At 74.4% G+C, this 23758-nt stretch carries 21 protein-coding genes; 6 read left to right on the plus strand and 15 right to left on the minus strand.

Features of this window, described 5'->3' with window-relative positions; translation table 11 throughout:
• Positions 1-16 precede the first annotated feature (16 nt).
• The 5 genes from hpf to mtrA all read right to left on the minus strand — a co-directional run bounded on the left by hpf (position 17) and on the right by mtrA (position 5891).
• On the minus strand, positions 17-646 hold the full coding sequence (hpf, locus tag ACFYZF_RS07630) for a ribosome hibernation-promoting factor, HPF/YfiA family (protein WP_387016971.1): 630 nt from the start codon (positions 644-646) through the stop codon (positions 17-19).
• A gap of 253 nt (positions 647-899) precedes the next feature.
• Positions 900-1616 carry a ComF family protein gene (locus ACFYZF_RS07635; protein WP_387016973.1) on the minus strand — a complete coding sequence of 239 codons (717 nt, stop codon included), beginning with the start codon at positions 1614-1616 and terminating at the stop codon, positions 900-902.
• A gap of 9 nt (positions 1617-1625) precedes the next feature.
• Positions 1626-3437, minus strand: a complete 1812-nt coding sequence (locus ACFYZF_RS07640) for an LpqB family beta-propeller domain-containing protein (RefSeq protein ID WP_387016975.1) — start codon at positions 3435-3437, stop codon at positions 1626-1628.
• Positions 3434-5188 (minus strand): MtrAB system histidine kinase MtrB, encoded by a 1755-nt coding sequence (gene mtrB, locus ACFYZF_RS07645; RefSeq protein WP_387016977.1) that lies wholly within the window; start codon positions 5186-5188, stop codon positions 3434-3436. Before mtrB ends, ACFYZF_RS07640 begins: the two co-directional genes overlap by 4 nt.
• A 13-nt stretch (positions 5189-5201) precedes the next feature.
• Positions 5202-5891 carry an MtrAB system response regulator MtrA gene (mtrA, locus tag ACFYZF_RS07650; RefSeq protein ID WP_350886704.1) on the minus strand — a complete coding sequence of 230 codons (690 nt, stop codon included), beginning with the start codon at positions 5889-5891 and terminating at the stop codon, positions 5202-5204.
• 205 nt (positions 5892-6096) lie between these two features.
• Here mtrA and ACFYZF_RS07655 point away from each other — a divergent pair, with 205 nt between their 5' ends.
• The 5 genes from ACFYZF_RS07655 to ACFYZF_RS07675 are packed head-to-tail and all read left to right on the plus strand — an operon-like array spanning position 6097 to position 11324.
• Complete coding sequence (locus ACFYZF_RS07655; protein ID WP_387016979.1) at positions 6097-6948, plus strand: hypothetical protein; 852 nt, start codon at positions 6097-6099, stop codon at positions 6946-6948.
• Positions 6945-7517, plus strand: coding sequence for a DUF4129 domain-containing protein (locus ACFYZF_RS07660; protein ID WP_387016981.1), 573 nt, complete (start codon positions 6945-6947; stop codon positions 7515-7517). The genes ACFYZF_RS07655 and ACFYZF_RS07660 overlap by 4 nt, the downstream gene beginning before the upstream one ends.
• Complete coding sequence (locus tag ACFYZF_RS07665; protein WP_387016982.1) at positions 7514-9028, plus strand: DUF4350 domain-containing protein; 1515 nt, start codon at positions 7514-7516, stop codon at positions 9026-9028. Before ACFYZF_RS07660 ends, ACFYZF_RS07665 begins: the two co-directional genes overlap by 4 nt.
• Positions 9025-10017 (plus strand): AAA family ATPase, encoded by a 993-nt coding sequence (locus tag ACFYZF_RS07670; RefSeq protein ID WP_387016984.1) that lies wholly within the window; start codon positions 9025-9027, stop codon positions 10015-10017. Before ACFYZF_RS07665 ends, ACFYZF_RS07670 begins: the two co-directional genes overlap by 4 nt.
• Complete coding sequence (locus ACFYZF_RS07675) at positions 10014-11324, plus strand: DUF58 domain-containing protein (protein ID WP_387016986.1); 1311 nt, start codon at positions 10014-10016, stop codon at positions 11322-11324. The genes ACFYZF_RS07670 and ACFYZF_RS07675 overlap by 4 nt, the downstream gene beginning before the upstream one ends.
• Here ACFYZF_RS07675 and ACFYZF_RS07680 read toward each other — a convergent pair.
• Positions 11302-12315 (minus strand): stage II sporulation protein M, encoded by a 1014-nt coding sequence (locus tag ACFYZF_RS07680; RefSeq protein WP_387016988.1) that lies wholly within the window; start codon positions 12313-12315, stop codon positions 11302-11304. The two genes, ACFYZF_RS07675 and ACFYZF_RS07680, sit on opposite strands and share 23 nt — an antisense overlap.
• Before the next feature lie 41 nt (positions 12316-12356).
• Here ACFYZF_RS07680 and ACFYZF_RS07685 point away from each other — a divergent pair, with 41 nt between their 5' ends.
• Entirely contained in the window at positions 12357-13262 is a 906-nt protein-coding gene (locus ACFYZF_RS07685) for an RDD family protein (protein WP_387016989.1), read from the plus strand.
• 62 nt (positions 13263-13324) lie between these two features.
• On the opposite strand, the gene efeB is transcribed toward ACFYZF_RS07685, so the two are convergent.
• The 9 genes from efeB to ACFYZF_RS07730 all read right to left on the minus strand — a co-directional run bounded on the left by efeB (position 13325) and on the right by ACFYZF_RS07730 (position 23718).
• Positions 13325-14605 (minus strand): iron uptake transporter deferrochelatase/peroxidase subunit, encoded by a 1281-nt coding sequence (gene efeB / locus ACFYZF_RS07690; RefSeq protein WP_387016991.1) that lies wholly within the window; start codon positions 14603-14605, stop codon positions 13325-13327.
• A gap of 46 nt (positions 14606-14651) precedes the next feature.
• Entirely contained in the window at positions 14652-15785 is a 1134-nt protein-coding gene (efeO, locus tag ACFYZF_RS07695; protein ID WP_387016993.1) for an iron uptake system protein EfeO, read from the minus strand.
• A 21-nt stretch (positions 15786-15806) separates the two neighbouring features.
• Complete coding sequence (gene efeU / locus ACFYZF_RS07700; RefSeq protein WP_387016995.1) at positions 15807-16724, minus strand: iron uptake transporter permease EfeU; 918 nt, start codon at positions 16722-16724, stop codon at positions 15807-15809.
• Between the two features lie 175 nt (positions 16725-16899).
• Complete coding sequence (ahcY, locus tag ACFYZF_RS07705) at positions 16900-18399, minus strand: adenosylhomocysteinase (RefSeq protein WP_387016997.1); 1500 nt, start codon at positions 18397-18399, stop codon at positions 16900-16902.
• Between the two features lie 280 nt (positions 18400-18679).
• Positions 18680-19843 carry a mannose-6-phosphate isomerase, class I gene (gene manA / locus ACFYZF_RS07710; protein ID WP_387016999.1) on the minus strand — a complete coding sequence of 388 codons (1164 nt, stop codon included), beginning with the start codon at positions 19841-19843 and terminating at the stop codon, positions 18680-18682.
• A gap of 1 nt (position 19844) precedes the next feature.
• Complete coding sequence (locus ACFYZF_RS07715; RefSeq protein ID WP_387017001.1) at positions 19845-20864, minus strand: cation diffusion facilitator family transporter; 1020 nt, start codon at positions 20862-20864, stop codon at positions 19845-19847.
• 28 nt (positions 20865-20892) lie between these two features.
• Positions 20893-22089: an SIS domain-containing protein gene (locus tag ACFYZF_RS07720; protein WP_387017003.1), complete on the minus strand. Its 1197-nt coding sequence runs from the start codon at positions 22087-22089 to the stop codon at positions 20893-20895.
• Positions 22086-22271 (minus strand): Trm112 family protein, encoded by a 186-nt coding sequence (locus ACFYZF_RS07725; RefSeq protein WP_387017005.1) that lies wholly within the window; start codon positions 22269-22271, stop codon positions 22086-22088. Before ACFYZF_RS07725 ends, ACFYZF_RS07720 begins: the two co-directional genes overlap by 4 nt.
• 61 nt (positions 22272-22332) lie before the next feature.
• Complete coding sequence (locus ACFYZF_RS07730; RefSeq protein ID WP_387017007.1) at positions 22333-23718, minus strand: phosphomannomutase/phosphoglucomutase; 1386 nt, start codon at positions 23716-23718, stop codon at positions 22333-22335.
• Between the last annotated feature and the right edge of the window lie 40 nt (positions 23719-23758).

Here is a 23758-nt window from a genome sequence, read left to right on the forward strand (position 1 = left end):
GAACGGCCGGTCGGGGTCAGGCGTCGAGGGAGATGATGCCGTAGTCGTAGGCGTGCCTGCGGTAGACGACGCTGGGGCGGCCGGACTCCTTGTCGTGGAACAGGTAGAAGTCGTGCCCGACCAGTTCCATCTGGAACAGCGCGTCGTCGACGGTCATCGGCTCGGCGGGGTGCACCTTCGCCCGGGCGATGTGCCAGGGCTGGTCGTCGTACTCCTCCTCGACCCGTTCCGCGACGGCGGTGGCCGTTCGCGAGCCGTTCAGGGCCGCGACGGGGGACCCGAGATCCGCCACGGGCAGGTCGGCGGTGGCCGCCGCGACGGAGATCGGTGCGTGCCGGCCCCGGTGGACCCGGCGGCGGTCCGCCGCCCGGCGCAGCCGGTTGTCCAGCTTCGCGATCGCGGCGTCGAGCGCGCTGTAGAAATCGTCGGTGCAGGCCTCGGCCCGAATCACCGGACCACGGGAAACGCACGTTATCTCGACCCGTTGGCAATGGTCGGACTGGCGTGGATTGCGCTCGTGGAACAACTCGACGTCAACACGAATTAGTTTGTGATCGTAACGTTCGATCTTCGCGAGCTTCTCGGCTACGTGCACCCGGTAATGATCTGGAACCTCGACGTTGCGGCCCTTGACCACGATGTCCACGTGACCTCCCTTGTTCGGACGGCCTTCGATTCGGAAATCCCGGCCGGCTCGCCCTCTGGGCAGCCCGTGCGGCGTCGACCGGGTCAGTGCGGCTCCGCCTCCTCTCACCGCCGGGGGCGGGTGGGAATGCCTTCCTACCCCCGACACGAAAACGCTAACCCTTATTCGTCCGCGAGTCACCCCCCGCCGCGGAAAGGCTCAGAACTTTCACAGGATGGACACGGTCGGGTGAAACACAAAACACGAAACGTCATCAATGACACCGTTTCTCGGTCGCGGCGAGCACCGCGGCGACCTGCGGTGACAGGCCGGTCGCGCTGAGCGCCCGACCGGCGGCGGCCAGGGTGACCCCGGTGGTGACGATGTCGTCGAGCAGCACGACCACGGGCGTCGGCACGCCGGCCCGGGGCCGGGGCGGGGCCGCCCCGGGGCGGGGCCGGAACGCCGACTCCACCGCCCGGGCGCGGCCGGCGCGGTCCAGGGTGGTCGAGTCCGGCCGGGGCAGCGCCCGCAGCGGCCGTACCACCCGCACCGGCCACCCGGCCCGGCGCAGCCGGACCGCCGCGTGCCGGGCCAGCCGGTCCAGGTGGTCGCCGTACCGGGCGCGGGCCGCCGCCGCCGTGTCCGGCACCGGGGCCAGCAGCACCGGCCTCGTCCCGCCCACCGCATCGGCCACCACCTCCGCGAGCAGCCCACCCAGCGGCCGGGCCAGCCCGTGCCGGCCCCGCTCCTTGTACGCCAGCAGCGCCTCCCGCAGCGGCCCGGCGTACGGGCCGAGAGCGACGCACGGCGGCAGGCCGGCCGGGGCGGGGGTCGGACGTACGGGGCGGGGACCCAGCGCCTCCAGCGCCGCCACGCAGCGGGGGCAGAACCCGCGCCGGACGGTCGCCGTGCGGTCCCGGCAGCCGGCGCACTCCACCGGCAGCACCAGGTCGGTGAGGTCCGCCCAGAGCCCGCCGACGCCGCGCACCGCGCCCGCTCAGTAGAGGAAGAACGGGGCGGTCGGGTTGCCGGCCCGTACCCCGGCCGGCGGCGGGGTCACCTCCAGCACCTGGTCCCGCTTGATGGTGTCGAACGGGTTGTTCCGGTACGCCACCCCGTTCGCCTCGTACATCAGGTTCCCGCTGGAGAACGGCACCACCGGGTTGAGCGGGTACGTCGACAGGTGGGTCACCCGGGCGCCGACGTCGTTGCGCAGCGCCGTCTCCAGGGCACCGTCCACGCTGATCTGGTAGACCGCCGGGCGCCCCACCGACCCGGCCAGGTCCAGGCTGTTCTCCGTCGCCCAGTCGACCGCGGAGAGGTCGGTCAGCGAGGTGACCAGCCGGCGGGCCGGGCCCACGGAGACCACCCCGCCGTTCAGGTTGACCGCCGCGACGTACAGATCGCCTCCGACGATCGCCGCGATCCGGTGCCCGTCCAGCGAGGCGGCCACCGCCGTCACCTCGCCCTCGACGGTCAGCGGCAGCACCCGGAGCTGGGCGTTCCCGTCGAACCGGTAGAGCTGGCCGTCGGCCACCAACAGCCCCTGCGGGCGTTCCGGGTCGGGCGAGCGCAGCCAGACCGGCCGACCCATCGAGGCGTACGACTGGGGGCTGCGCTGGAAGATGCTGACCGGCTCCGCGCCGGCGCCGACCGTGAGCCGCTGACGCTGGTCCGGCCCGGCCGTCACCAGGGCGGCCAGCACCGTGTCGTCGGAGCGGCTGAACCCGGCCGACACGACACCCTTGTTGTACGCCGCCACGACCGGCACCCGGCCGCTCGCCTCGCCGGCGAAGGCGAGCGGGTGGACCGCCCCGTCGTAGACGCAGAACCGCTGCGGGTCGCCGGTGACCGGGTACGCCGGATTCGCCCGGCGGTGCGCGGCGAGGTCGGGCACCTTCTTCCGGGACTGGTTGTGGATCTTCAGCTCCAGTTGGCCGTCCAGCTCCGACAGCGACCAGGCGAGCTGGTCGACGAACTGCTCGACCCGCTTGTCGTCCGCGTCGACGGGCATGTCGAGGTTGACCTCCCACTGCCCGTCCGACTCGGTCGCGTTGTTGATCAGGCGGGTGCCGTCCGGCAGCCGGCGCGTCCCCGACCCCAGCCACTCCGACGGCCCGGCCGTCAGCCACTTCACCACCTCGGTGACCCGCCGCTCGTCGGGCACGGCCAGGGGCAGGTAGCGCTGGTCGGGCACCAGCCGGGTGCGGTCGGTGTTCCAGAAGTAGACGGTGTGGGTCTGGTAGTACTGCCGCAGCGCGTCGTCGCTGAGCAGCAGCACGTTCGGCGGCGGGTCCTTGACGTACCAGCCGGCGTCCGGCTTGTCCTCCTGGGCGGCGCTCAGCTTGAACCGGTACTCGGTGTCGGTGGCCACCGGCGGCACCAGCGTGCCGTCGGCGCGCAACAGGCCGATCTGCTGCACCCGGAGGGTGACCTTGATGCCGTCCGTGGTCTCGGTGATCACCGGCGTCTCGCGCAGTCGCACCACGGTGAGAGCCACCTCGCTGGGCTGCTTCTCCTGGATCCGGCTGCGCCCGTCCGGGGCGACGAACTGCTTGACCCGGTAGTAGGCCCGGTCCGCCTCACCGGCGGCGGCGGAGAGGAAGTTCGTGACGAAGGCCTTGCGGTCGGTGCCGCTGGCGGCGGGGCCCGGTGGCTCGTCCCGGCGGTAGCTCGACGAGCCGGACCTGGCGGCGGTCACCTGCCCGTCGACCCTGACCTCGGACTCCTTGGGGATGCCGCAGCCGGCGATCCCGGTGAGCAGGAGCAGCCCGGCGAGGGGCACGGCGAGCCGGCGGCGAGGCGTCACGACCCCACCTCCGCGCGGTCGCCGGTCGCCGGGGCGGGCCCGATGGCCAACGCGCCCCCGGTTCCGGAGCCGATGGCGAGCAGCCCGCCGTCCCGGGGGCCGCCGAACGGCAGGGCCGCGTCGCCGGGTACCAGCCTCAGCGGGGACGTGGTCAGCCGGTCTCCGGCCCGGGCCGGCAGGGTGAGTCGGAACTGTGCGCCCTGGCCCGGCGCGCCCCACGCCTCCAGCCAGCCGCCGTGCAGCCGGGCGTCCTCCAGGCTGATGGACAGGCCGAGACCGGTGCCCCCGGTCTGCCGGGCCCGGGACGGGTCGGCCCGCCAGAACCGGTTGAAGACCAGCTTCTCCTCGCCCGGCTTGAGCCCCACCCCGTGGTCCCGGACGGTGATCGCGACCGCCGTCTGGTCGTGCCCGAGGGTGATCAGGACGGGCTTGGCCTCGCCGTGCTCGACGGCGTTGCCGACCAGGTTGCGCAGCACCCGCTCGACCCGGCGCGGGTCCACCTCGGCGATCACCGGGGCGTCGGGCACGTCCAGCTCGATGGTCACCCCGACCCGCTCGGCCAGCCCGGCCAGCCGGTCGGCGACCCGGTGCACCACCGGCACCAGGTCGGTCGGCTCGGCGTCCAGCATGGCGAACCCGGCGTCGAAGCGGCTGATCTCCAGCAGGTCGGTGAGGAGCTCCTCGAACCGGTCCAGCTCGGCCTGGAGCAGCTCGGCGCTGCGAGCCACCGCCGGGTCGAACTCGTCCCGCTCGGCGAAGATCAGGTCGGCGGCCATCCGGACCGTGGTCAGCGGGGTACGCAGCTCGTGGGAGACGTCGGAGGTGAAGCGGCGCTGCAACCGGGACATCTCCTCCAGCCGGAGGATCTGCCGTTGCAGGTTGGTGGCCATCTGGTTGAACGACGCGGCCAGCAGTGCCAGGTCGTCCTCCCCGTTGACCACCATCCGCTGGTCGAGCAGGCCGGCGGAGAGCCGCTGGGCCGTCCGGGCGGCCACCCGCACCGGCGTCACGACCAGCCGGGTGACCAGGGCGGCGAGCAGGCCGAGCAGGAGCACCAGCGCCGCCCCGGTGGCCACCACGGTGGCCCGGGCGTCCGCCGCCGTGGCGTCCTGGCGGGTCAGTGGCACCAGGTAGTACAGCTCCACCTGGCCGAAGCGGGTCGGCACCGGCGAGCCGTACACCAGGTATTTCGTGGGGTCGGCGGCCAGCCGGCCGGTGCGGATCTGGCTGGCGATCTTGCCCCCGGCGACGGTGGCCCGCAGCTCGCGGCTGATCAGCGGGCGGACCTCCACGTCCGGGGAGAAGCGCGGCTCGATGATGCCGGTGTAGTCGTCGGCGATGATCCCGACCACCACCCCGCTGGTCTGCTGCGGGTCCCCGCCGGCCAGGTAGTTGACCGTGCCGTCGATGGTGTCCTGGAGCTGGGCCTCCTGAGCCTGGCTGTAGAGGCTGAACTGCTTGGCCGCGTAGTCGCTGCCGCTGCTGAGCCGGAGCCGGACATCGGTCTCGGCGTTCTCCACCAGGATGTTGGTGATCTTGTCGGCGATCAGGTACGCGAACCCGCCGACGAGCAGGCTGGAGGTGACCAGCGTGATGGTCACCACCCGGACCTGCAACGAGCGGCGCCAGGTCTGGCGCACGCCGGCCACCAACCGGGCCACCTTCCCGGCCAGCACGCGCCACAGCTCCCGCGCGGCGGGTGGCCGGCGGGTGACCGCGGGTGAGGGACCGGACGTCGGGGAGGTGGTCACAGTGCGCCCCAGGCTATCCGGTGCCGGCCTTGTAGCCCACGCCCCGGACGGTGAGGATGATTTCCGGTCGCTCCGGATCCGGCTCGATCTTGGCCCGCAACCGCTGCACGTGCACGTTGACCAGCCGGGTGTCGGCGGCGTGCCGGTATCCCCAGACCTGTTCCAGCAGCACCTCCCGGGTGAACACCTGACGCGGCTTGCGGGCGAGCGCGACCAGCAGGTCGAACTCCAGCGGCGTCAGCTTCACCTCCTCGCCGTTGCGGCTGACGGTGTGCGCCGGCACGTCGATGCTGATCTGGTTGCCGGGCGGCCCGATGGTCAGCATCTCCGGCGCCACGTCCTCGCCCCGGCGCAGCCGGGCCCGCATCCGGGCCACCAACTCCTTGGGCTTGAACGGCTTGACCACGTAGTCGTCGGCGCCGGACTCCAGCCCGAGCACCACGTCGACGGTGTCGCTCTTCGCCGTGAGCATCACGATGGGCACGCCGGACTCGCCGCGGATCGCCCGGGCCACGTCGATACCGCTCATTCCGGGCAGCATCAGGTCGAGCAGGACGATATCGGGCCGACTCTCCCGGAACGCGGCCAGCGCCCGTTCCCCGTCGGCGACGAACGAGGGGAGGAAGCCCTCGCTGCGCAGGACGATGCCGAGCATCTCGGCGAGCGCGGGGTCGTCGTCGACCACCAGTACCCGGGCTCTCATGGGATTTATACTTCCATCCCCGTTCGTCTCGGTGGGACCGGCGTCACCCTGACGGCGTCGGCGGTTCGCCGGGATCGGCGTCACCCGGCACGGTACTGCCGGTTGGCCGTCCACCGCACGTCCAGCGCGCGGGGTCGTGTCACCATGACCGGTGCGGGTGCCGCCGAGCCCCGGCCATCGCCAGCCGTCCCCGGGGGGAGTACGCGTGCCAGACGCCGGCCCGACCGCCGTGCTCCCGCGCCGGCCGCTGACCGTCGGGGAACTGCTCGACTCCGCCGTCCTGCTGCTGCGCGGGCACGCCCGGGTGCTGATCCCGGCCGCGCTCGTCCTCGCCACCGCCGAGCAGTTCCTGCTGCACCCGCTGCGGGTCGCCGCCGGGGCCGGGCCGCCCGGCTTCACGTTCCAGCTGGGCCAGCTCGCCCCGTACTGGGGGCTGCTCGCGGTGGGGGCGGCAACCGAGGCGGTGATCGTCCTGCTGCTCGGCAACCCGGCCGCCCGGGCCGCCGGGGCGGCGGTGCTGGGCCGTACCGCCGGCCCCGGCGAGCTGGTCCGGCCCGCCGGGGCCCGGCCGGGGGCGACCGCGCTGCTGGCCGCCGGGGTCGGCGCGGTCATGCTCGTGGCGGCCCTGCTCGGGCCGGGCTGGGTGGTCGCCTGGGCGCTGCTGGGCTCCGTCGCGTCGGCGCTGGTCGTGGACCGGGTCGCCGCCGCCCGGGCGCCGCTGCGCGCCGCCGCCCTCGCCCTGCGCACCGGCTGCCGGGCCGCCGCCATCCGCCTCCTCGGCTACCTGGCCTGGTGGATCGTCCGGGTCGGGTTGGGCGTGGGCGTCTTCTACGGGCTGCGCGAGCTGGGCCTCGCGGCCCTCACCGACCCCGCCTGGGCCGTGCCGGTCTCCGGCGCGATCTGGGCCGGCGTGAACGGCGTCGCCTACCCGGCGCTGGCCTGCCTCGACGCGGTCCTGCACCTGGAGGGCCGGATGCGCACCGAGGGGCTGGACATCCGGCTCTCCCGGGCCCCGGCGGGACTCGGCGAGCCGGCGCTGCTGGCGGGCGACCGGTGAGCTTCAGCCGGTGGTGGACCGAGACCACGGCCGCGCTGGGCGACCACCTGCCGCTGCCGCTGGCCGCGCTGCTCCTGCTGCTGGCCGCAGGGCTGGTCGCGCTCGGCTGGTACCACTACCCGGCCTGGGTGCCCCGCCACCTGCCCCGACTCCGGCTGCCCCGGCTCCGGCGACACCGGGGCACCGGCCCGGTCACCGCCGGGCCGGCGGCGCCCGCGCCGGACGCCGCCCCGCCGGACGGGGCCGGCGCCCTGGCCGACCGGCTGGCGGCACAGGGCCGCTACGCCGAGGCGGTCCGGGAGCGGCTACGCGGCATGTTCGGCGAACTGGCGGCCCGGCGGGTGGTGGAGCAGCGCCCGGGAATGACGGTCGCGGAGCTGACCTCGGCCGCCACGGCCCGCCGTCCCCCGGTCGGCCCGCCGCTCGCCGCCGCCGCCGGGATCTTCTCCGACCTCTGGTACGCCCAGCACCCGGCCGCCGCCGAACACGACCACCGGATGCGGGAACTGGCCGCGGAACTGCACCTGGTCCTCACGGCCCCGGCCCCGCAGGGCGGTGAGCGGGCGTGACCGCCGTGCCGCACCACATCGGGCCCGCCGCGTCGGCGCCCGCCGCCGCACCGCGCCGCCGGCGGTGGCACCGGCTGGCGATCCCGCTGGGACTGGCCGGGCTGCTGATCACGATCACCGTGGTCACCCACGCCGTGGACCAGCCCGACCCCACCGAGCCGGGATTCCTCTCCCCGGTCGCCACCGACGCGGACGGCGGCAGCCGGCTCGCCGACGCGCTGCGCGACCGGGGCGTCGTCGTGCAGCGGGAGACCGACCCGCTGCTGGCGGTGCTGGCCACCGCCGGCCGGGCGACGCTCTTCGTGCCCGCGCCGGGACTGCTGCACCCGGACACCCTCGGCGCGCTGCGCGACCTGCCCGGCCGGACCCGACTCGTGCTGGTCGACCCGCCCCGGCAGGTGTTGGAGGCCGCCGGCGTGCCCCTGGTCCCCGCCGGCCGGCGGTGGGCCACCCGGGCGGTCGGCCCGGACGCCGGCGGGCGGCCCTGCACGCTGCCCGAGGCAGCCCGCGCCGGGGTCGCCGCCGCCGAGCGGCAGCGCTACGCCGTCCCGCCCGGCCGGTCCGGGGCGGCCGTGGACCGCTGCTACGCCGGCGGGCTGGCCCGGGTGCCCTCATCGGTCGAGACCGTGGTGATCGGGGCCAGCGACCCGTTCCGCAACGACCGGATCGACGAGCGGGGCAACCGGGAGTTGGCCACCGGCCTGCTCGGCACGACCGGCCGGGTGGTCTGGCTCGACCTGGACGGCCCCGCCCCGCCCCCACCGGGCCCCGGCGGCACCGGCGGGCCGAGCTGGCCGGCCGATCGCGAGGGTTCCGGCCGCGGGACCGGCACCGACGGGCCGCCCGGCGGCGGCGACGGCGGACCGGGCACGTCCGGCGGGAACCGGGGCGACGAGGGCTCCGCCGCCGACGGCCAGCCCCCGCCCAGCCCGCTCTGGGCGGCCTTCCCCGCCTGGTTCTGGGCCCTGCTGACGCAGCTCGCCCTGGCCGCGCTGCTGCTGGTGCTCTGGCGGGCCCGCCGGCTCGGCCCGCCGGTGGCCGAACCGCTGCCGGTGGCCGTCCGCTCGGCCGAGACGGTGCTCGGCCGGGCCCGGCTCTACCAACGGGCCCGCGCCCGGGGCCCGGCCGCCGACACGCTGCGCTCCGCCGCCCTGGCCCGGCTGCTGCCCCGGCTCAACCTGCCCGCCGACCCGCCCCCCGACGCGGTGGCCGCCGCCGTCGCCGCGCGGGCCGGCGGCACCGCCGCGCAGGCCCACGACCTGCTGTACGGCGCCGAGCCGACCACCGACCGCGAGCTGCTGGACCTGGCCCGCTCGCTGGACCTGCTGAGCCGTACCGTCGTCGCGGGGACGCCCGGGGCGGCCCGGGCGGACGCCGGCCCGCGTCCACCGGCCCCGACCCGATTCGATCCACCTGCCGCCGCCGACCCACCAGCCGACCCGCCCGGCCCCGACCGGCCGGCGGCCGTCCCCCGCCCCCGTTCCGCCCCGCCGAAGGAGGACCCCCGGTGACCCGACCCGCCGGAACCGCCGAGCCGCCGACCGCCGGCCCGGACGACGCCCGCGCCGCCCTGCACCGGCTGCGCGCCGAGGTGGCCAAGGCGGTCGTCGGGCAGGACGGGGTGGTCACCGGCCTGGTGCTCGCCCTGCTCTGCCGGGGGCACGTGCTGCTGGAGGGGGTGCCCGGGGTGGCCAAGACGCTGCTGGTCCGGACCGTCGCCGCCGCCCTCGACCTGACCAGCAAGCGGGTGCAGTTCACCCCGGACCTGATGCCCGGCGACGTCACCGGGTCGCTGATCTTCGACCCGCGCACCGCCGCGTTCACCTTCCGCGAGGGGCCGGTCTTCACCAACCTGCTGCTCGCCGACGAGATCAACCGGACCCCGCCGAAGACCCAGTCCGCGCTGCTGGAGGTGATGGAGGAGCGGCAGGTCTCGGTGGAGGGCGAGCGCCGCCCGCTGCCGGAGCCGTTCATCGTGGCCGCCACCCAGAACCCCATCGAGTACGAGGGCACCTACCCGCTGCCGGAGGCGCAGCTCGACCGATTCCTGCTGAAGCTCACCGTGCCGCTGCCCAACCGGGACGAGGAGCTGGGGGTGCTCCGGGCGCACCACGGCGGCTTCGACCCGCGCGACCTGGCCGCGGCCGGCGTACGGCCGGTGGCCACCGCCGACGACCTGGCCGCCGCCCGGGCGGCGGTCGGCCGGGTGTACGTGGCCGAACCGGTGCTCGGCTACGTCGTGGACCTGTGCCGGGGCACCCGGGCCGTGCCGGCGCTGGAACTGGGCGCCTCCCCCCGGGGCGCGACCGGCCTGCTCGCCACCGCGAAGGCGTGGGCCTGGCTGGCCGGGCGGGACCACGTCACCCCCGATGACGTTAAGGCCGTCGCCCGCCCCACTCTGCGGCACCGGCTGCGGCTGCGCCCGGAGGTGGAGTTGGAGGGGGTCGGGGTGGACTCGGTGCTGGACACGGTGCTGGCCACCGTGCCGACGCCGCGATGACCTGGCGGGCGGCGGCGCTGCTGGGGGCGGGTGCCGCCACCCTGCCGCTGTGGCCGGCACCGTTCGTCGGGGTGGCCCTGATGACCGTGGCCGTGCTGGCGCTGACCGCCGTCGACTGGGCGCTGGCCGCGCCGCCGGCCGGGATCGCGGCCGACCGGGACGGGGACCGGCGGGTCCGGCTCGGCGGCACCGCGACCGTCACCCTGCGGCTGACCAACGTCTCGGCCCGTACGCTGCGCGCCCGGGTCCGGGACGAGTGGGTGCCGTCGGCCGGAGCCCGGCCGGACGTGCCGCCGGAGCAGGTCGTCCGGGTGGACCCGGGTGCGGGCGTCGACCTGCCGACCCGGCTCACCCCGGCGCGGCGCGGCGACCGGCCGGCGGTCGCGCTGACCGTCCGCTCGTACGGGCCGCTGCGGCTGGCGTTCCGGCAGCGCGCCGGCCGCCCCGCCACCCCGGCGTGGACGCTGCGGGTGCTGCCCCGCTTCGACTCCCGCCGGCACCTGCCGGAGAAGCTGGCCCGGCTGCGGGTGATCGGCGGCACCCAGGTGACCCGGGGCCGGGGCGAGGGCACCGAGTTCGACACGCTGCGCGAGTACGTCGTCGGCGACGACGTCCGCTCGATCGACTGGCGGGCCAGCGCCCGCCGCTCCGACGTACTGGTGCGTACCTGGCGCCCCGAGCGGGACCGGCGGCTGGTCTGCGTCCTCGACACCGGGCGGACCTCGGCGGCGCGGATCGGCGACGAGCCCCGGCTGGACACCTTCCTCGACGCCGCGCTGCTGCTCACCGCGCTGGCCGCCCGCGCCGGCGACCGGGTCGACCTGATCGCCGCCGACGCCGTGGTCCGGACCGTGGTGACCGGCGCGGGCCGGACGGCGCTGCTGGCCCGGCTGGTGGACGCGGTCGCCCCGCTCCAGCCGGCGCTGGTGGAGACCGACTTCGCGCTGATCGCCGGCGAGGTGCTGCGTCGGGAGCGGCAACGCAGCCTGGTGGTGCTGTTCACCGCGCTGGAGGCCGGGGCGCTCGGTGAGGGGCTGCTGCCGGTGCTGCCCCGGCTGGCCGCCCGGCACCGGGTGATCGTCGCCGCGACCCACGACCCCGTGCTCACCGCGCTGACCACCGCCGCACCGGGCCGGCCCGCCGACGCGTACGCCGCCGCGGCGGCCTGGCGCGCCCTGGCCGAGCGGGACCGCCTCCGCGCCGCCCTGACCCGGTACGGCGTCACGGTGCTGGACGCCCCGGCGGACCGGCTGGCCCCGGAGGTGGCCGACGCCTACCTCCGCCTCAAGTCCCTCGGCCAGCTCTGAGCCCCGGGGCGTCGACCGTGGACCCGGCGGTGGTACCCGGTCGGACGCCGCTCCCACCGACCGCCCGGCGGCCGAGCACGACGACGTACGCGAGGAAGGCGAGCCAGACGGCCGCGCCGGCGCCGATGCGGAGCGCGGCCGGCAGCGGGGCCGGGGTGACGAACGCCTCCAGGCCGGCGGAGACCGCGAACACGCCGACCAGGCCCACCGCGGCCAGCACGGCGGATCGGCCGGCCTCGGCCACCGCCCGACCCCGGGTGAGCCGGGGCGGCGGCGCGATCCACGCCCACGCGGTGCGCAGCCCGACCCCGGCGGCCACGAACACACCGGTGAGCTCCAGCAGGCCGTGCGGGGTGATCATGCCGAAGAACACGTCGGCCCGGCCGTAGGAGACCATCACCCCACCGACCACCCCGATGTTGAGCGCGTTCTGCCAGAGCAGCCAGAGCACCGGCACGACCAGCACCCCGGAGGCGAGGCACTGGGCGGCCAGCCAGGCGTTGTGCGTCCACAGGTGGAAGGCGAAGGTCGGCGCGGAGAACTCGGTGTAGTAGCTAGCGAATCCGGACCGGACCAGTTCGGCGGCGGCCTCCTCGCCGACGAACGCGGCGGCGGTGTCCGGGTGCCCGGCGACGTACCAGATGAGGAAGCCACTGAGCAGGCTGAAACCGGTCGCCACCGCGCACCACCACGGCCAGGCCCGGTAGACCGCCCCGGGGAAGCCGACCAGCAGGAACCGCCCCACGGCGGCCCACGACGGGCGGGGCCGGCCGGTGATCCGGCCCCGGGCCCGCAGCACGAGCTGGGAGAGCTCGGCGACGAGCCCGGGCTCGGGCGATCGGCTGCGCAGCACGGACAGGTGGGTGGCGGCCCGCTGGTAGAGCGCGACCAGCTCGTCGGCCTCGGCGGCGGAGAGTCGACGCCGGCCCGACAGCTCCTCCAGCCGGCGCCACCCGCCCCGGTGCTCGGCGACGTACGCGTCGAGATCCACTGGTCCTCCCCCGTCCGGCGACCATAGTGTTCACTGTGCTGGTGAACGCGCAACCACCGGCACCGGTCGCCGGCGCGTCCGGCGGGGACGCCGGCCTGGTCAGCGGCGAGGCCGTGGCGCTGGACGTCCGGGCCGCCCGAATCGGCTCCCGGGTGCTGGCGCTGCTGCTCGACCTGGTGGCGCAGGCGGGGATCGCGATGGTCCTGGTGGTCTGCCTGTCGGCGGCGGTGGCCGCGTTTCCCGCCGGGCTCGCGGACTCGGCGCTCAGCAGCGCGTTGCGGACCGTCGGGGTGATCCTGGTCCTGGTCGGCTACCCGACGCTGTGGGAGCGGTTCGCCGGGGGCCGCACGCCCGGCAAGCTGGCGGTCGGGCTGCGGGTGGTCCGGGTCGACGGCGGGCCGGTGGGGCTGCGGCAGTCGCTGACCCGGGCCCTGGTCGGAGTGGCCGTGGAGTGGCCCGGCCTGGTGCTGCCCCTGCTGAGCTGGGTGGCGAGCGTGGCGGTGATGCTCACCGACCGGCGGGGCCGGCGGCTCGGCGACCTGGTGGCCGGCACGATGGTGGTGCACACCCGCGTCGCCACCGCCTGGCGGCCCGCCCCGCTGCTGGCCCCGGCGCTGGCCGGTTGGGCGTACGCGCTGGACCTCACCCGTCTCGACGACGACCTCGCGCTGGCCGTCCGGCAGTACGTCACCCGGGCGCACCGGTTCGCCGAGCCGGCCCGGTCCCGGCTGGCCGGGGCGCTCTGGGCGGAGGTGGCGGCCGTGACGACACCGCCGCCGCCGGCCGGCGTACCGGAGGGGATGTGCCTGGCCACCGTGCTGGCCGAGCGGCACCGCCGGGCGACCCACCGGCTGCACCGGGCCCGGGCCCGCACCGCGACGCTGTGGCCGGAGCTGGCCCCGGCAGCGGCCGGGGGCGGGTCGCGGGCTGCCGGGACCGGCGGCTGACCCGCCGGTACGCGGGCCGGGCGACACCCCACGCCGACGCCGGCAGGGCCCGGCCGGGCGGCTCAGCCGAAGAGCGTCCGGCCCCAGTGGTCGCCGCCGTCGCGCACCCCGGGCGGGCAGGCGAAGATGCCGCTGGAGACGTGCCGCAGGTACTCGTTCATCGCGTCGTTGCGGGCCAGCCGGGTCTGGATCGGCACGAACTGCTTGCGCGGGTCCCGCTGGTAGGCGATGAAGAACAGCCCGGCGTCGAGCCGGCCCAGCCCGTCCGAGCCGTCCACGAAGTTGTAGCCCCGGCGTAGCAGGCGCGCGCCGTCGTGCTGGCTCGGGTGGGCGAGCCGGACGTGCGCGGTCTCGGCGATCAGCGGCTGCCCGTCGTCGCCCTTCGCGGCGAGGTCGGGCTCGTCGAACTCGTCGCCCCGGCCCAGCGGAGCGCCGCTGCCCTTGGTCCGTCCGACGATCTGCTCCTGCTCGACCAGGGAGCTGCGGTCCCAGGTCTCGACCAGCATCCGGATCTTGCGGGTGACCAGGTAGGACCCGCCGGTCATCCAGTCCGGCCCGTCGCCCGGCTGGGCCCAGAGCTGCTCGCGCAGCAGTCCGGCGTCCTCGGCCTTGAGGTTGGCGGTGCCGTCCTTGAAGCCGAACAGGTTGCGCGGGGTGGCCTGTCCCCGGGAGGTCGACGAGGTGCGCCCGAAGCCGAGCTGCGACCATCGGACGCTCACCACGCCCATGCCGATCCGGGCCAGGTTCCGGATGGCGTGCACCGCCACCTGGGGGTCGTTGGCGCAGGCCTGGACGCAGAGGTCCCCGCCCGACAGCTCCGGGCGCAACGCGTCCCCGGCGAAGTGCGGCAGGTCGGCCAGCGCGGCGGGTCGGCGGCCGGCGAGGCCGAACCGGTCCTTCCCCTGGGCGTCGCGGAACAGCGTCGGGCCGAAGCCGATGGTGAGGGTGAGCTGCGACGGGGGCAGCCCGAGGGCCTCCCCGGTGTCGTCCGGCGGGGCCTCGGGGACGCCGCCGACCGCGCCGATCACCCCGGCGTCCCGCCCGGCGGTCATCCGGGCGGCTGCGGCCGTCCACTCCTGGAGCAGCTCGACGAGCCGGGTCCGGTCCTTGGTGACGACGTCGAACGCGACGAAGTGCAGCCGGTCCTGGGCCGGGGTGGTGATGCCCGCCTGGTGCTCACCGTGGAACGGCACCGCGCCGGCCGCCGCGCCCTGATCGGCGGCGGCGCGGTCGCCCCCGCCCCGGGCCAACGCGCCGGCCCCGGCGGCGACGCCGGCCACCCCGGCGACCCCCGCGCCGGCGAGCGTGATCGCCCTCCGCCGGGACACCTGGTTCCCGCTCATGCCGTCACCCTCCCTGCCTCGTCGCTGCGCCCACCGGGGCGGTCGGTCACCGGGCGACGACCGCCGCGACCTTGCTGACCGGCTCGGCCAGCGCGTTGATGCTGTCCGATAGTTCCTTCAGCTCGGCCTTGCTCAGCGCGGTGTGCAGCTTCCAGCCGTCCCCGTCGCGGTGCTTGCCGAGCGCGGTCTCCACGTTGGCGAACTCCTTGTCGAGCTGGGCGACCAGCTCCGGGGAGCGCTGCTCCAGAGCCGGGCGGAGCGAGGCGATCGCCGCCTTCGAGCCCTCCAGGTTGGCGTTGAAGTCCCAGAGGTCGGTGTGCGAGTAGCGCTCCTCCTCGCCGGTGATCTTGCCGCTGGCGACCTCGTCGAGCAGCGCCTTCGCGCCGTTGGCGAGTTGGAGCGGGGTGAGCTTCTCGGCGTTGGCCTTGGCCACGATCGCCTTGACGTCGGCCAGGAGCTGGTCGGCGATCGGGCCGTCCTTGCTGATGTCGCCGGTCGTCCAGAGGTCCTTCTCGATCCGGTGGAAGCCGGTGAACTCCATGCCCTCCTCGATGACCTCCTCGCGGCCGTCGATCTTCGGGTCGAGGTCGCCGAAGCTCTCCGCCACCGGCTCGATCCGCTCCCAGTAGGTCCGGGCCACCGGGTACAGCGCCTTGGCCTTCGCCACGTCGCCGGCCTTGACCGCGGCCACGAACTCCTCGGTCTTGGTCAGCAGGGCGGCGGTCTGGCTGTTGACGTAACGCTGGTAACTCGCGGTGGCCTCGGCCAGCGCGGCGTCGGGAGCGACGGTCGCGGCGGTGCCGCTGACCTTCAGCGCCCCCCGGATGCCCTTGCCGATCATCCCAGGCTTGCAGGCCGTCTCGTACGTCCCGGCGGGCAGCTCGACGCGCAGCTCGCGGCTGAGCCCGGGGGCGATGTTCTCCACCTCGCCCATCACCCGGTCCCCGGCCGCGTAGACGTAGAACTCGGTGACCTTGGCACCGGAGTTGGTGACCTTGAACGAGGTCTGGCCGGCGGGCAGGTCGGTCCGGCCGACCTCGCACCCGGTGTCGGTCGCCTTGACGGTGATCGGGCCCCCGTCGCCGGCTGCGCCGTCCTTCTCCGCTCCGCCGCAGGCGGCGACGCCGGTGGTGGCCAGCACGCCGGTGGCGGCCAGAGCCAGGAAGCGGGTGGTACGCATCAGGAGTTTCTCCTCGTGAGGTCAGGCGCGCGGCGACGCGGTCGCCGGCCCGGTTCCGCTGGTGGTGGAAGAGTCGGTGCCGGAGGCCGCCGGGCCGGACGATTCAGCGGCGGTGTTCGTGGCGGGCCGGGGCGGGGCGGCTGGCCGGCGCAGGAAGATCAGCAGCACCGGCAGGGCGTACGCGACCCAGGCGACCATCTCCAGCACGCTCGGCGCGGGGGTGACGTTGAACATCCCGGCGAGCAGGGCGGCGTACCAGGTGCTCGGGTCGAGCACTCCGGTGATGTCGAAGGCCAGGTCGTTCAGGCCGGGCAGCACGCCGGCCTCCTGGAAGTCGTGCACGCCGTACTTGAGGATGCCGGCGGCGACCAGGATCAGCAGGGCGCCGGTCCAGGTGAAGAACGTGGACAGGTTGATCTTCAGGGCGCTGAAGTAGAGGCCCACGCCGATGGCCACGGCGCTGGCGATACCGCCGATCAGGGCCAGCAGCGGCCCGCTGTCCCCGGCCGCGCCCTGGGCGGCGGAGTAGAAGATGAGGGCGGTCTCCAGGCCCTCCCGGATCACCGCGAGGAAGGCCATCCCGGCCACCGCGACGGAGCCGACCGCGAGCGCCTCGCTCAGCCGGCCGCGCAGCTCACCGGCCATGGTCCGGGCGGCCCGGCGCATCCAGAAGATCATCCAGGTGACGAAGACGACGGCCGCGACCGAGGTGACCGCCTCGAACAGTTCCCGGTCCTCGGAGCGGGCCAGCAGCGAGGTCGAGGTGTACTCGATCAGCCAGCCGAACAGCACCGAAAGTGTCACCGCGAGGCCGACGCCCGCCCACACCTGGGGAAGCCGGTCCCGGCGCTGCGACTTCACGAGGAAGGCGACCAGGATGCTGACCACCAGGGTCGCTTCCAGGCCCTCCCGCAGGCCGATCAGGTAGGTGGCGAACATCGACACTCCATGATCCGTCAGGCAGCCTCAACTAACTTAGGGCAGCCATACCTTCCTCCCGTTCCGGTGCCTCGTCAAGTTGTTCCGGACGACGTCACCCGGCCACACGGCGGCCCGGTACACGACAGGGACCGGGCCCGCCGCGTCGCGGCGGGCCCGGTCCCTGTCGTGCGGATCAGTAGCGGTAGTGCTCCGGCTTGAACGGGCCCTCCTGCGAGACGCCCAGGTAGGCGGCCTGCTCCTTGGTCAGCGTGCTCAGCTTCGCGCCGAGCGCACCCAGGTGCAGCCGGGCCACCTTCTCGTCCAGGTGCTTCGGCAGCACGTAGACGCCGATCGGGTAGTCCTCGGGCTTGGTGAACAACTCGATCTGCGCGATCGTCTGGTTCGCGAACGAGTTCGACATCACGAAGCTCGGGTGCCCGGTCGCGTTGCCCAGGTTCAGCAGCCGACCCTCGGACAGCACGATGATCGAGTGCCCGTCGGCGAACTTCCACAGATCGACCTGCGGCTTGATGTTCACCCGCTCGACGTCGGAACGCTTGGCCAGGCCAGCCATGTCGATCTCGTTGTCGAAGTGACCGATGTTACCCACGATGGCCTGGTGCTTCATCCGCGCCATGTGCTCGTTCGTGATCACGTCGAAGCAGCCGGTGGCGGTGACGAAGATGTCCGCCTGCCCGACCACATCGTCCAGAGTCGCCACCTGGTAGCCGTCCATCGCCGCCTGAAGGGCACAGATCGGGTCGACCTCGGTCACCACGACCCGGGCACCCTGGCCACGCAACGACTCGGCGCAGCCCTTACCCACATCGCCATAGCCGAGCACGACGGCCATCTTGCCGCCGATCAGCACGTCGGTGGCCCGGTTGATGCCGTCGATCAGCGAGTGGCGGCAGCCGTACTTGTTGTCGAACTTGCTCTTCGTCACCGAGTCGTTCACGTTGATCGCCGGGAAGAGCAGGGTGCCGTTGCGGTGCATCTCGTAGAGCCGGTGCACGCCGGTGGTGGTCTCCTCGGTCACGCCCTTGATGCCGGCGGCGATCCGCGTCCAGCGCTGGCCGTCCTCGGCGAGGGAACGGTGCAGCACCTCAAGGATGACCGCGTACTCCTCGGAGTCGGCGGACTCGACGGACGGAACAGTCCCGGCCTTCTCGAACTCGACACCCTTGTGCACGAGCAGGGTGGCGTCGCCGCCGTCGTCGAGGATCATGTTCGGACCCTGACCGTCCGGCCAGGCCAGCACCTGCTCGGTGCACCACCAGTACTCCTGAAGACTCTCACCCTTCCAGGCGTACACCGGCACACCAGCCGGGGCCTCGGGCGTGCCGTCCGCGCCGACGACGATCGCGGCGGCGGCATGATCCTGGGTGGAGAAGATGTTGCACGACGCCCAACGAACCTCAGCACCGAGCGCCACCAGGGTCTCGATCAACACAGCCGTCTGAATGGTCATGTGCAGCGAACCGGTGATCCGCGCCCCCGCGAGGGGCTGCGCCTGCGCGAACTCACGCCGGATCGCCATCAGGCCCGGCATCTCGTGCTCGGCGAGCTGGATCTCCTTGCGCCCGAACTCGGCGAGCGACAGATCCGCCACCTTGAAGTCGCCCTCGGCGAGGGTGCTCGGCCGGGCCTCGGACGGCGTGCCACTGGGGACGGCCGGGAGGGTGCTGGTCATAGAAGCTCCTGTCGAAGAACGAAGTGCTGCGCGACCCTTCACTTTACGCGCGAAGGCGGACAGCGCGCGGGGCGGTCGGTCGTGAACGGACCTTCCCGCCCACTGTCCGGCCGCCCCGCGCATCCCCCCGGTTTGGTTCCCCGCGCGCCCCCGGACCTTCGTCTCGTTAACGCTGCGTACTCATAGCGTCACACCAGGCCAGCGCCGCGTCAAGCCATTCCGGGAATTTCGGATATGTGTCGGCCGGGTGGGTCGGCCTTCCCTCTACGGGGAGTGACGGTCAGTCGAGCCCTGGGGTGGCCACGTACGCCTCGCCCTCGCCGTCGAGAACGAGCGGACCGGCGTCGGCCGGGCCGATCGCGGACTGCCCCGGCACAAGGGCGACAGCGCCCCGACCGTCGTCGACCGAGAGCCTCCCGGCCCGGCAGAGCACCACGCGGGGCCCCGGCGCCGTGAGCCGGACCGGCGGCGCGCCGGCGTCCAGCCGCACCCGGTGCAGCGCGAAGTCGTCGACGGGCACCGGCCAGCGGACCACCCCGGCGGACACCGGCTCCGGGGCGACCACCGGGTCGTCGAGCACCTCGAAGCGGAGCACCCGCAGCAGCTCGTCGACGTCCACCCGCTTCGGGGTCAGCCCACCGCGCAGCACGTTGTCGCTGGCCGCCATGATCTCCACGCCCGTGCCCCGCAGGTAGGCGTGCAGGTTGCCGGCCGGCATCCAGATCGCCTCCCCGGGGGCGAGCCGGAGGTGGTTGAGCAGCAACGCCACCAGCACCCCGGGGTCGCCCGGGTAGTGGCCGGCCAGCGCTCGGGCGAGCTCCGCGTCCGGCCCCGCGGCCTGCGCCGCCAGCACGTCCGCGACCAGCCCGGCCCGCTCCGCCGCCGGCCAGCTCAGCAGCAGCCGTACGGCCTCCCGCAGCCCCGCCGGGCCGCCGCGCAGCGCCGACACCACCGGCTCCAGCGCCGGTACACCGAACGCGGCCAGCGCCCCGGCCGACTCCGCCGGGTCGCGGAACCCGCAGAGCGCCTCGAACGGCGAGAGCGCGACCAGCAACTCCGGCTTGTGGTGCGGGTCGGCGTAGTTGCGCTCCCCCGCCGGGCGCGCCGCGTCGGCGGCGTACCCGGCACGGGCCTGCTCCGGGTCCGGGTGGGCCTGGAGGCTCAGCGGGGCGTCCGCGGCGAGCACCTTGAGCAGGAACGGCAGCCGGGGGCCGAACCGCTCGACCACCCGGTCGCCGAGCCAGCGCCCCGGCTCGGCGGCCAGCAGGTCGACCAGGCTCGCCGCCGCGCCACCGCGCCGCACCGTGGCCGGCGCACCCGGGTGGGCACCCAGCCACAGCTCGGCCTCCGGCCCCCCGCTGGGCACCGGGCGCCCCTGCAACTCGGCGATCGCCGAACGGGAACCCCAGGCGTAGTCCCGGATCGGCCCGTACAGCCGTTCCACCTCAGCTCCCGGTGCGGGTCTCGTCGGTAGCGGTCTCCGTCGCGTGGTGCACCGCGGCGTCCGGGGCGGCCGTGGAAGCCGCGGTGCCGGTGCCGGCCCGCTCTGCCGCGACGGACCAGATGTCCGGCTCCAGATAGATCACCCGGGCGACCGGGACAGCCGCGCGGATCCGCATCTCGACGGCGTTGATCCCCCGCGCCAACTCCTCGGCGCTCTCGCACGCCGGGACCGCGACCTTCGCGGCCACCAGCAGCTCCTCCGGGCCCAGGTAGAGCGTCTTCATGTGGATGATCCGCTCGACCTCGGGGCCGGCGGTGACGGCCCGCTCGATCGCGGCCACGTCCTTCGGCTCGGCGCCCTCACCGAGCAGCAGGCTCTTCGTCTCGATCGCCAGGACGATCGCGATGAGCACCAGCAGGACGCCGATCATGGCGGTGCCGGCCGCGTCCCACATGCCGTTGCCGGTGATCAGGGTCATCCCCACGCCGAACAGCGCGAAGACCAGACCGACCAGCGCGCCGAAGTCCTCCAGCAGCACCACCGGCAACTCCGGGGCCTTGGACCGGCGGATGAAGTGCACCCAGGACTGGTTGCCCCGGACGTGGTTGGACTCCTTGATCGCCGTGCGGAAGGAGAAGCTCTCCATCACGATGGCCGAGACCAGCACGACGACCGGCACCCAGTGCCAGCTCGTGATCCCGTGCGGTTCGGCCGCCTTGTGCCACGCCTCGTACAGCGCGAACAGGCCGCCGACGCTGAACAGCACGATCGACACGATGAACGCGTAGATGTAGCGCTCACGGCCGTACCCGAAGGGGTGCTCGGGGGTCGCGGCGCGCTTGGCCCGCCGGCCGCCGAGCAGCAGCAGGCCCTGGTTGCCGGAGTCGGCCACCGAGTGGATCGACTCGGCCAGCATCGACGAGGAGCCGGTCAACAGGAACGCGATGAACTTCGTGATCGCGATGCCCACGTTCGCGAACAGCGCCGCGACGATCGCCTTGGTACCGCCGTCGGCGCTCATGCCGCTCCCCGTTCGATGCCGCACGTGCTCACTGGTTTGCCAGCTCCTTCATTTCTGTGATGGCCGGAACCGCCATCGGGTCCAGTCCGTGTGCCAGGGCCAGGTAGACGGAGGCGAAGTCCGGCACCGCCACCAGCGAGGCGAGCCGTTCCAGCGCGGAGCCGCCCTCGGCGGTCACCACGTCGCAGCGCACCCCGCGCCGCTCGGCGAGGGTCTGCACGGCGTCGGCCCGACGCTCCTCGACCGCCAGCGGCTCGTCGGCGTCGTCCTCGGGGTTGAGGCCGCCGTCGCGCAGCAGCACCAGCCGCAGCCGGGTGCCCTCCACCTCGGTCTCCTCCTGGTCGGCGAAGATGTCCCGCATTCCCTCGGCGAGGCCGCCGAACACGCCGTCGAGCAGGCCGACCCGCCCCCGGCCGGCCTCGCCGAGCGCCCCGCTGACCACGGGGTAGCGGGCGTTGGCCGACAGGGTGTCACCGAACCGGCGGGCCGCCACGGTGGCCAGCGGCGACGAGCCCCAGACGATGGGGATCGACCCCGCCAGCCCGAGGGCCAGCGACTTCGCGGGGTTGACGAACGACTCGGCCGTGGCACGGCACCGGTCGGCGTCCGCGTCGAGCCGCGCCGCCGTCTCGGCCAGATCCGCCTCGTTGACCTTCACGAGCCCGAGCGTACGGGCGGCGAGCAGAACCGGCACGGTGAGCGCCCACAGGCTGGCCCGGGCCGGGGCGCGGCGGGGCACCGGGATGAACGGCGCGCGGGCCCGCTCGGCCGCCGCCTGCAACTGCGAGTCGGGGGCGCCGACGGCGACCAGCCGGGCGCCCCGGCGGTGCGCGGCCTCGGCCGCGCCGAGCGCCTCGGGACTGCGGCCGGAGGCGCTGACCGCGATCACCACGTCGGCGGCGCCCACCCAACCGGGCACGCCGGCGCTGCGGTGCGGGATGACCGGGACCGGGCAGCGCGGCCCGGCGACCGTGGCCAGCACGTCCCCGGTGCGCCCGGCCGTGCCGATGCCCGCGATGACGACCGCCCGGGGGCGGCCGTCGTCGGCGAGCGCGGTCAGGTTCGTCTCGGCGGTCAGGGCGGCGGACTCCCGGACCTGCGCCCCGGCGGAGGCGGTGAACCGGAGCATGCCGCCCGGGTCGCGCTCCGCGAGGGCGTCCGGGTCGTCCAGCAGGGACTCGTCGGCGTCGCGTCGGCCGCTGACTCCGGCCGTTCCCTCCATCACGGCTGCTGCGCGGGTCCGCCGCGCGCCTCGTCGATCAGCAGCACCGGCACGTCGTCGCGCACCTCGAAGATCCGGCCGCACTCGGTACAGGTCAACGTCTGCGCCCCGGCGTCGTAGTCCAGCGGGGCGTGGTGTGTGTCGGGGCAGGCGAGGATCTCGAGCAACTGCGGGTCCAGGGCCATGGTGCGGCTCCTTCCACGGTGCGGGGACGGCGGTCGACGGTGCCGACCGGCGCAGGCGATCTTATCGGCGAACCCGGTCGAGCACCTCGTCGCGGAGTGAGATCATCCGCTCCTCGGTCGGCGCCTCGACGTTCAGCCGCAACAGCGGCTCGGTGTTACTGGCACGCAGGTTGAACCAGGCGCCGTCGGGGAAGCTCAGGGTGAGCCCGTCCAGCTCGCCGGTGGTCGCCTCCGGGTACGCGGCGCGCACCTCGGCCACCCTCGCCGACTGGTCGGCCACCGTAGAGTTGATCTCGCCGGACGCGACGTACCGCTCGTACTCCCGGGCCAGCTCGGACAGCGGTAGGTCCTGCTCGCCGAGCGCGGCGAGGGCGTGCATCGCGGCCAGCATGCCGGTGTCGGCGAACCAGAAGTCCCGGAAGTAGTAGTGGGCGGAGTGCTCGCCACCGAAGACGGCGTTGGTGCGGGCCATCTCGGCCTTGATGAAGGAGTGCCCGACCCGGGCCACCACCGGCTTGCCGCCGTGCTCGGCGATGATCTCCGGCACCGCGCGGGAGGTGATCGGGTTGTGGATCACCGTGGACCCGGGATGCCGGGCCAACTCGCGGACCGCCACGAGGGCGGTGATCGCCGACGGGGAGACCGGCTCGCCGCGCTCGTCGACGACGAAGCAGCGGTCGGCGTCGCCGTCGAAGGCCAGCCCCAGGTCGGCGCCGTGCTCGCGGACGGCCCGCTGGAGGTCGACCAGGTTCGCCGGGTCCAGCGGGTTGGCCTCGTGGTTGGGGAACGTGCCGTCCAGCTCGAAGTAGAGCGGCACGATCTCCAGCGGCAGCGCCGGCAGCACGGCGTCGCCGAGCACGCTGGGCACCGTCCAACCGCCCATCCCGTTGCCGGCGTCGACCACGACCTTCAACGGCCGGATGCCGGAGAGATCGACCAGCCCGCGCAGGTAGGCGGCGTACTCCGGGCGCAGGTCGCGCCGCTCGGTGGGCCGGGTCGGCACCCCGGCCGGGGGCGCGGCGCCGGAGTCGAGCAGCGCCTGCGCCCGGTCCCGGATCTCGGCCAGGCCGCTGTCCTGCCCGATCGGGCGGGCAGCCGAGCGGCACAACTTGATGCCGTTGTACTTGGCCGGGTTGTGGCTGGCCGTGAACATGGCACCGGGCAGGCCGAGGATGCCGGAGGCGTAGTAGAGCATGTCGGTGGAGGCCAGCCCCAGCTCGATCACCGACCGCCCCTGCGCCCGGACGCCGGCGGCGAACGCCTCGGCCAGGGCCGGACCGCTGGCCCGCATGTCGTGCGCGATCACCACTGCGTCGCCGGGCTCGTCGGCGGCGGCGAGCACCTGACCGAAGGCGACGCCGAGCGCCTCGGCCGCCCGCTCGTCCCACTCGTCCGGCACCGTGCCCCGGACGTCGTACGCCTTTACGATCCGGGACAGATCAGACACAGGTTCCGCTCCTTGGCCGCAGGTCCTCAACGCACCTGAG

It is taken from the genome of Micromonospora sp. NPDC001898, from assembly GCF_042891255.1.
Lineage (GTDB): Bacteria > Actinomycetota > Actinomycetes > Mycobacteriales > Micromonosporaceae > Micromonospora.

What these genes read in the sequence shown, in the direction of transcription:
- ACFYZF_RS07725 (WP_387017005.1), bottom strand. Translation starts at nt 22,271, where the DNA reads ATGGCCCTGGACCCGCAGTTGCTCGAGATCCTCGCCTGCCCCGACACA.
- ahcY (WP_387016997.1), bottom strand. Translation starts at nt 18,399, where the DNA reads ATGACCAGCACCCTCCCGGCCGTCCCCAGTGGCACGCCGTCCGAGGCC.
- efeU (WP_387016995.1), bottom strand. Translation starts at nt 16,724, where the DNA reads ATGTTCGCCACCTACCTGATCGGCCTGCGGGAGGGCCTGGAAGCGACC.
- efeB (WP_387016991.1), bottom strand. Translation starts at nt 14,605, where the DNA reads ATGAGCGGGAACCAGGTGTCCCGGCGGAGGGCGATCACGCTCGCCGGC.
- mtrA (WP_350886704.1), bottom strand. Translation starts at nt 5,891, where the DNA reads ATGAGAGCCCGGGTACTGGTGGTCGACGACGACCCCGCGCTCGCCGAG.
- ACFYZF_RS07715 (WP_387017001.1), bottom strand. Translation starts at nt 20,864, where the DNA reads ATGAGCGCCGACGGCGGTACCAAGGCGATCGTCGCGGCGCTGTTCGCG.
- efeO (WP_387016993.1), bottom strand. Translation starts at nt 15,785, where the DNA reads ATGCGTACCACCCGCTTCCTGGCTCTGGCCGCCACCGGCGTGCTGGCC.
- ACFYZF_RS07675 (WP_387016986.1), top strand. Translation starts at nt 10,014, where the DNA reads ATGACCTGGCGGGCGGCGGCGCTGCTGGGGGCGGGTGCCGCCACCCTG.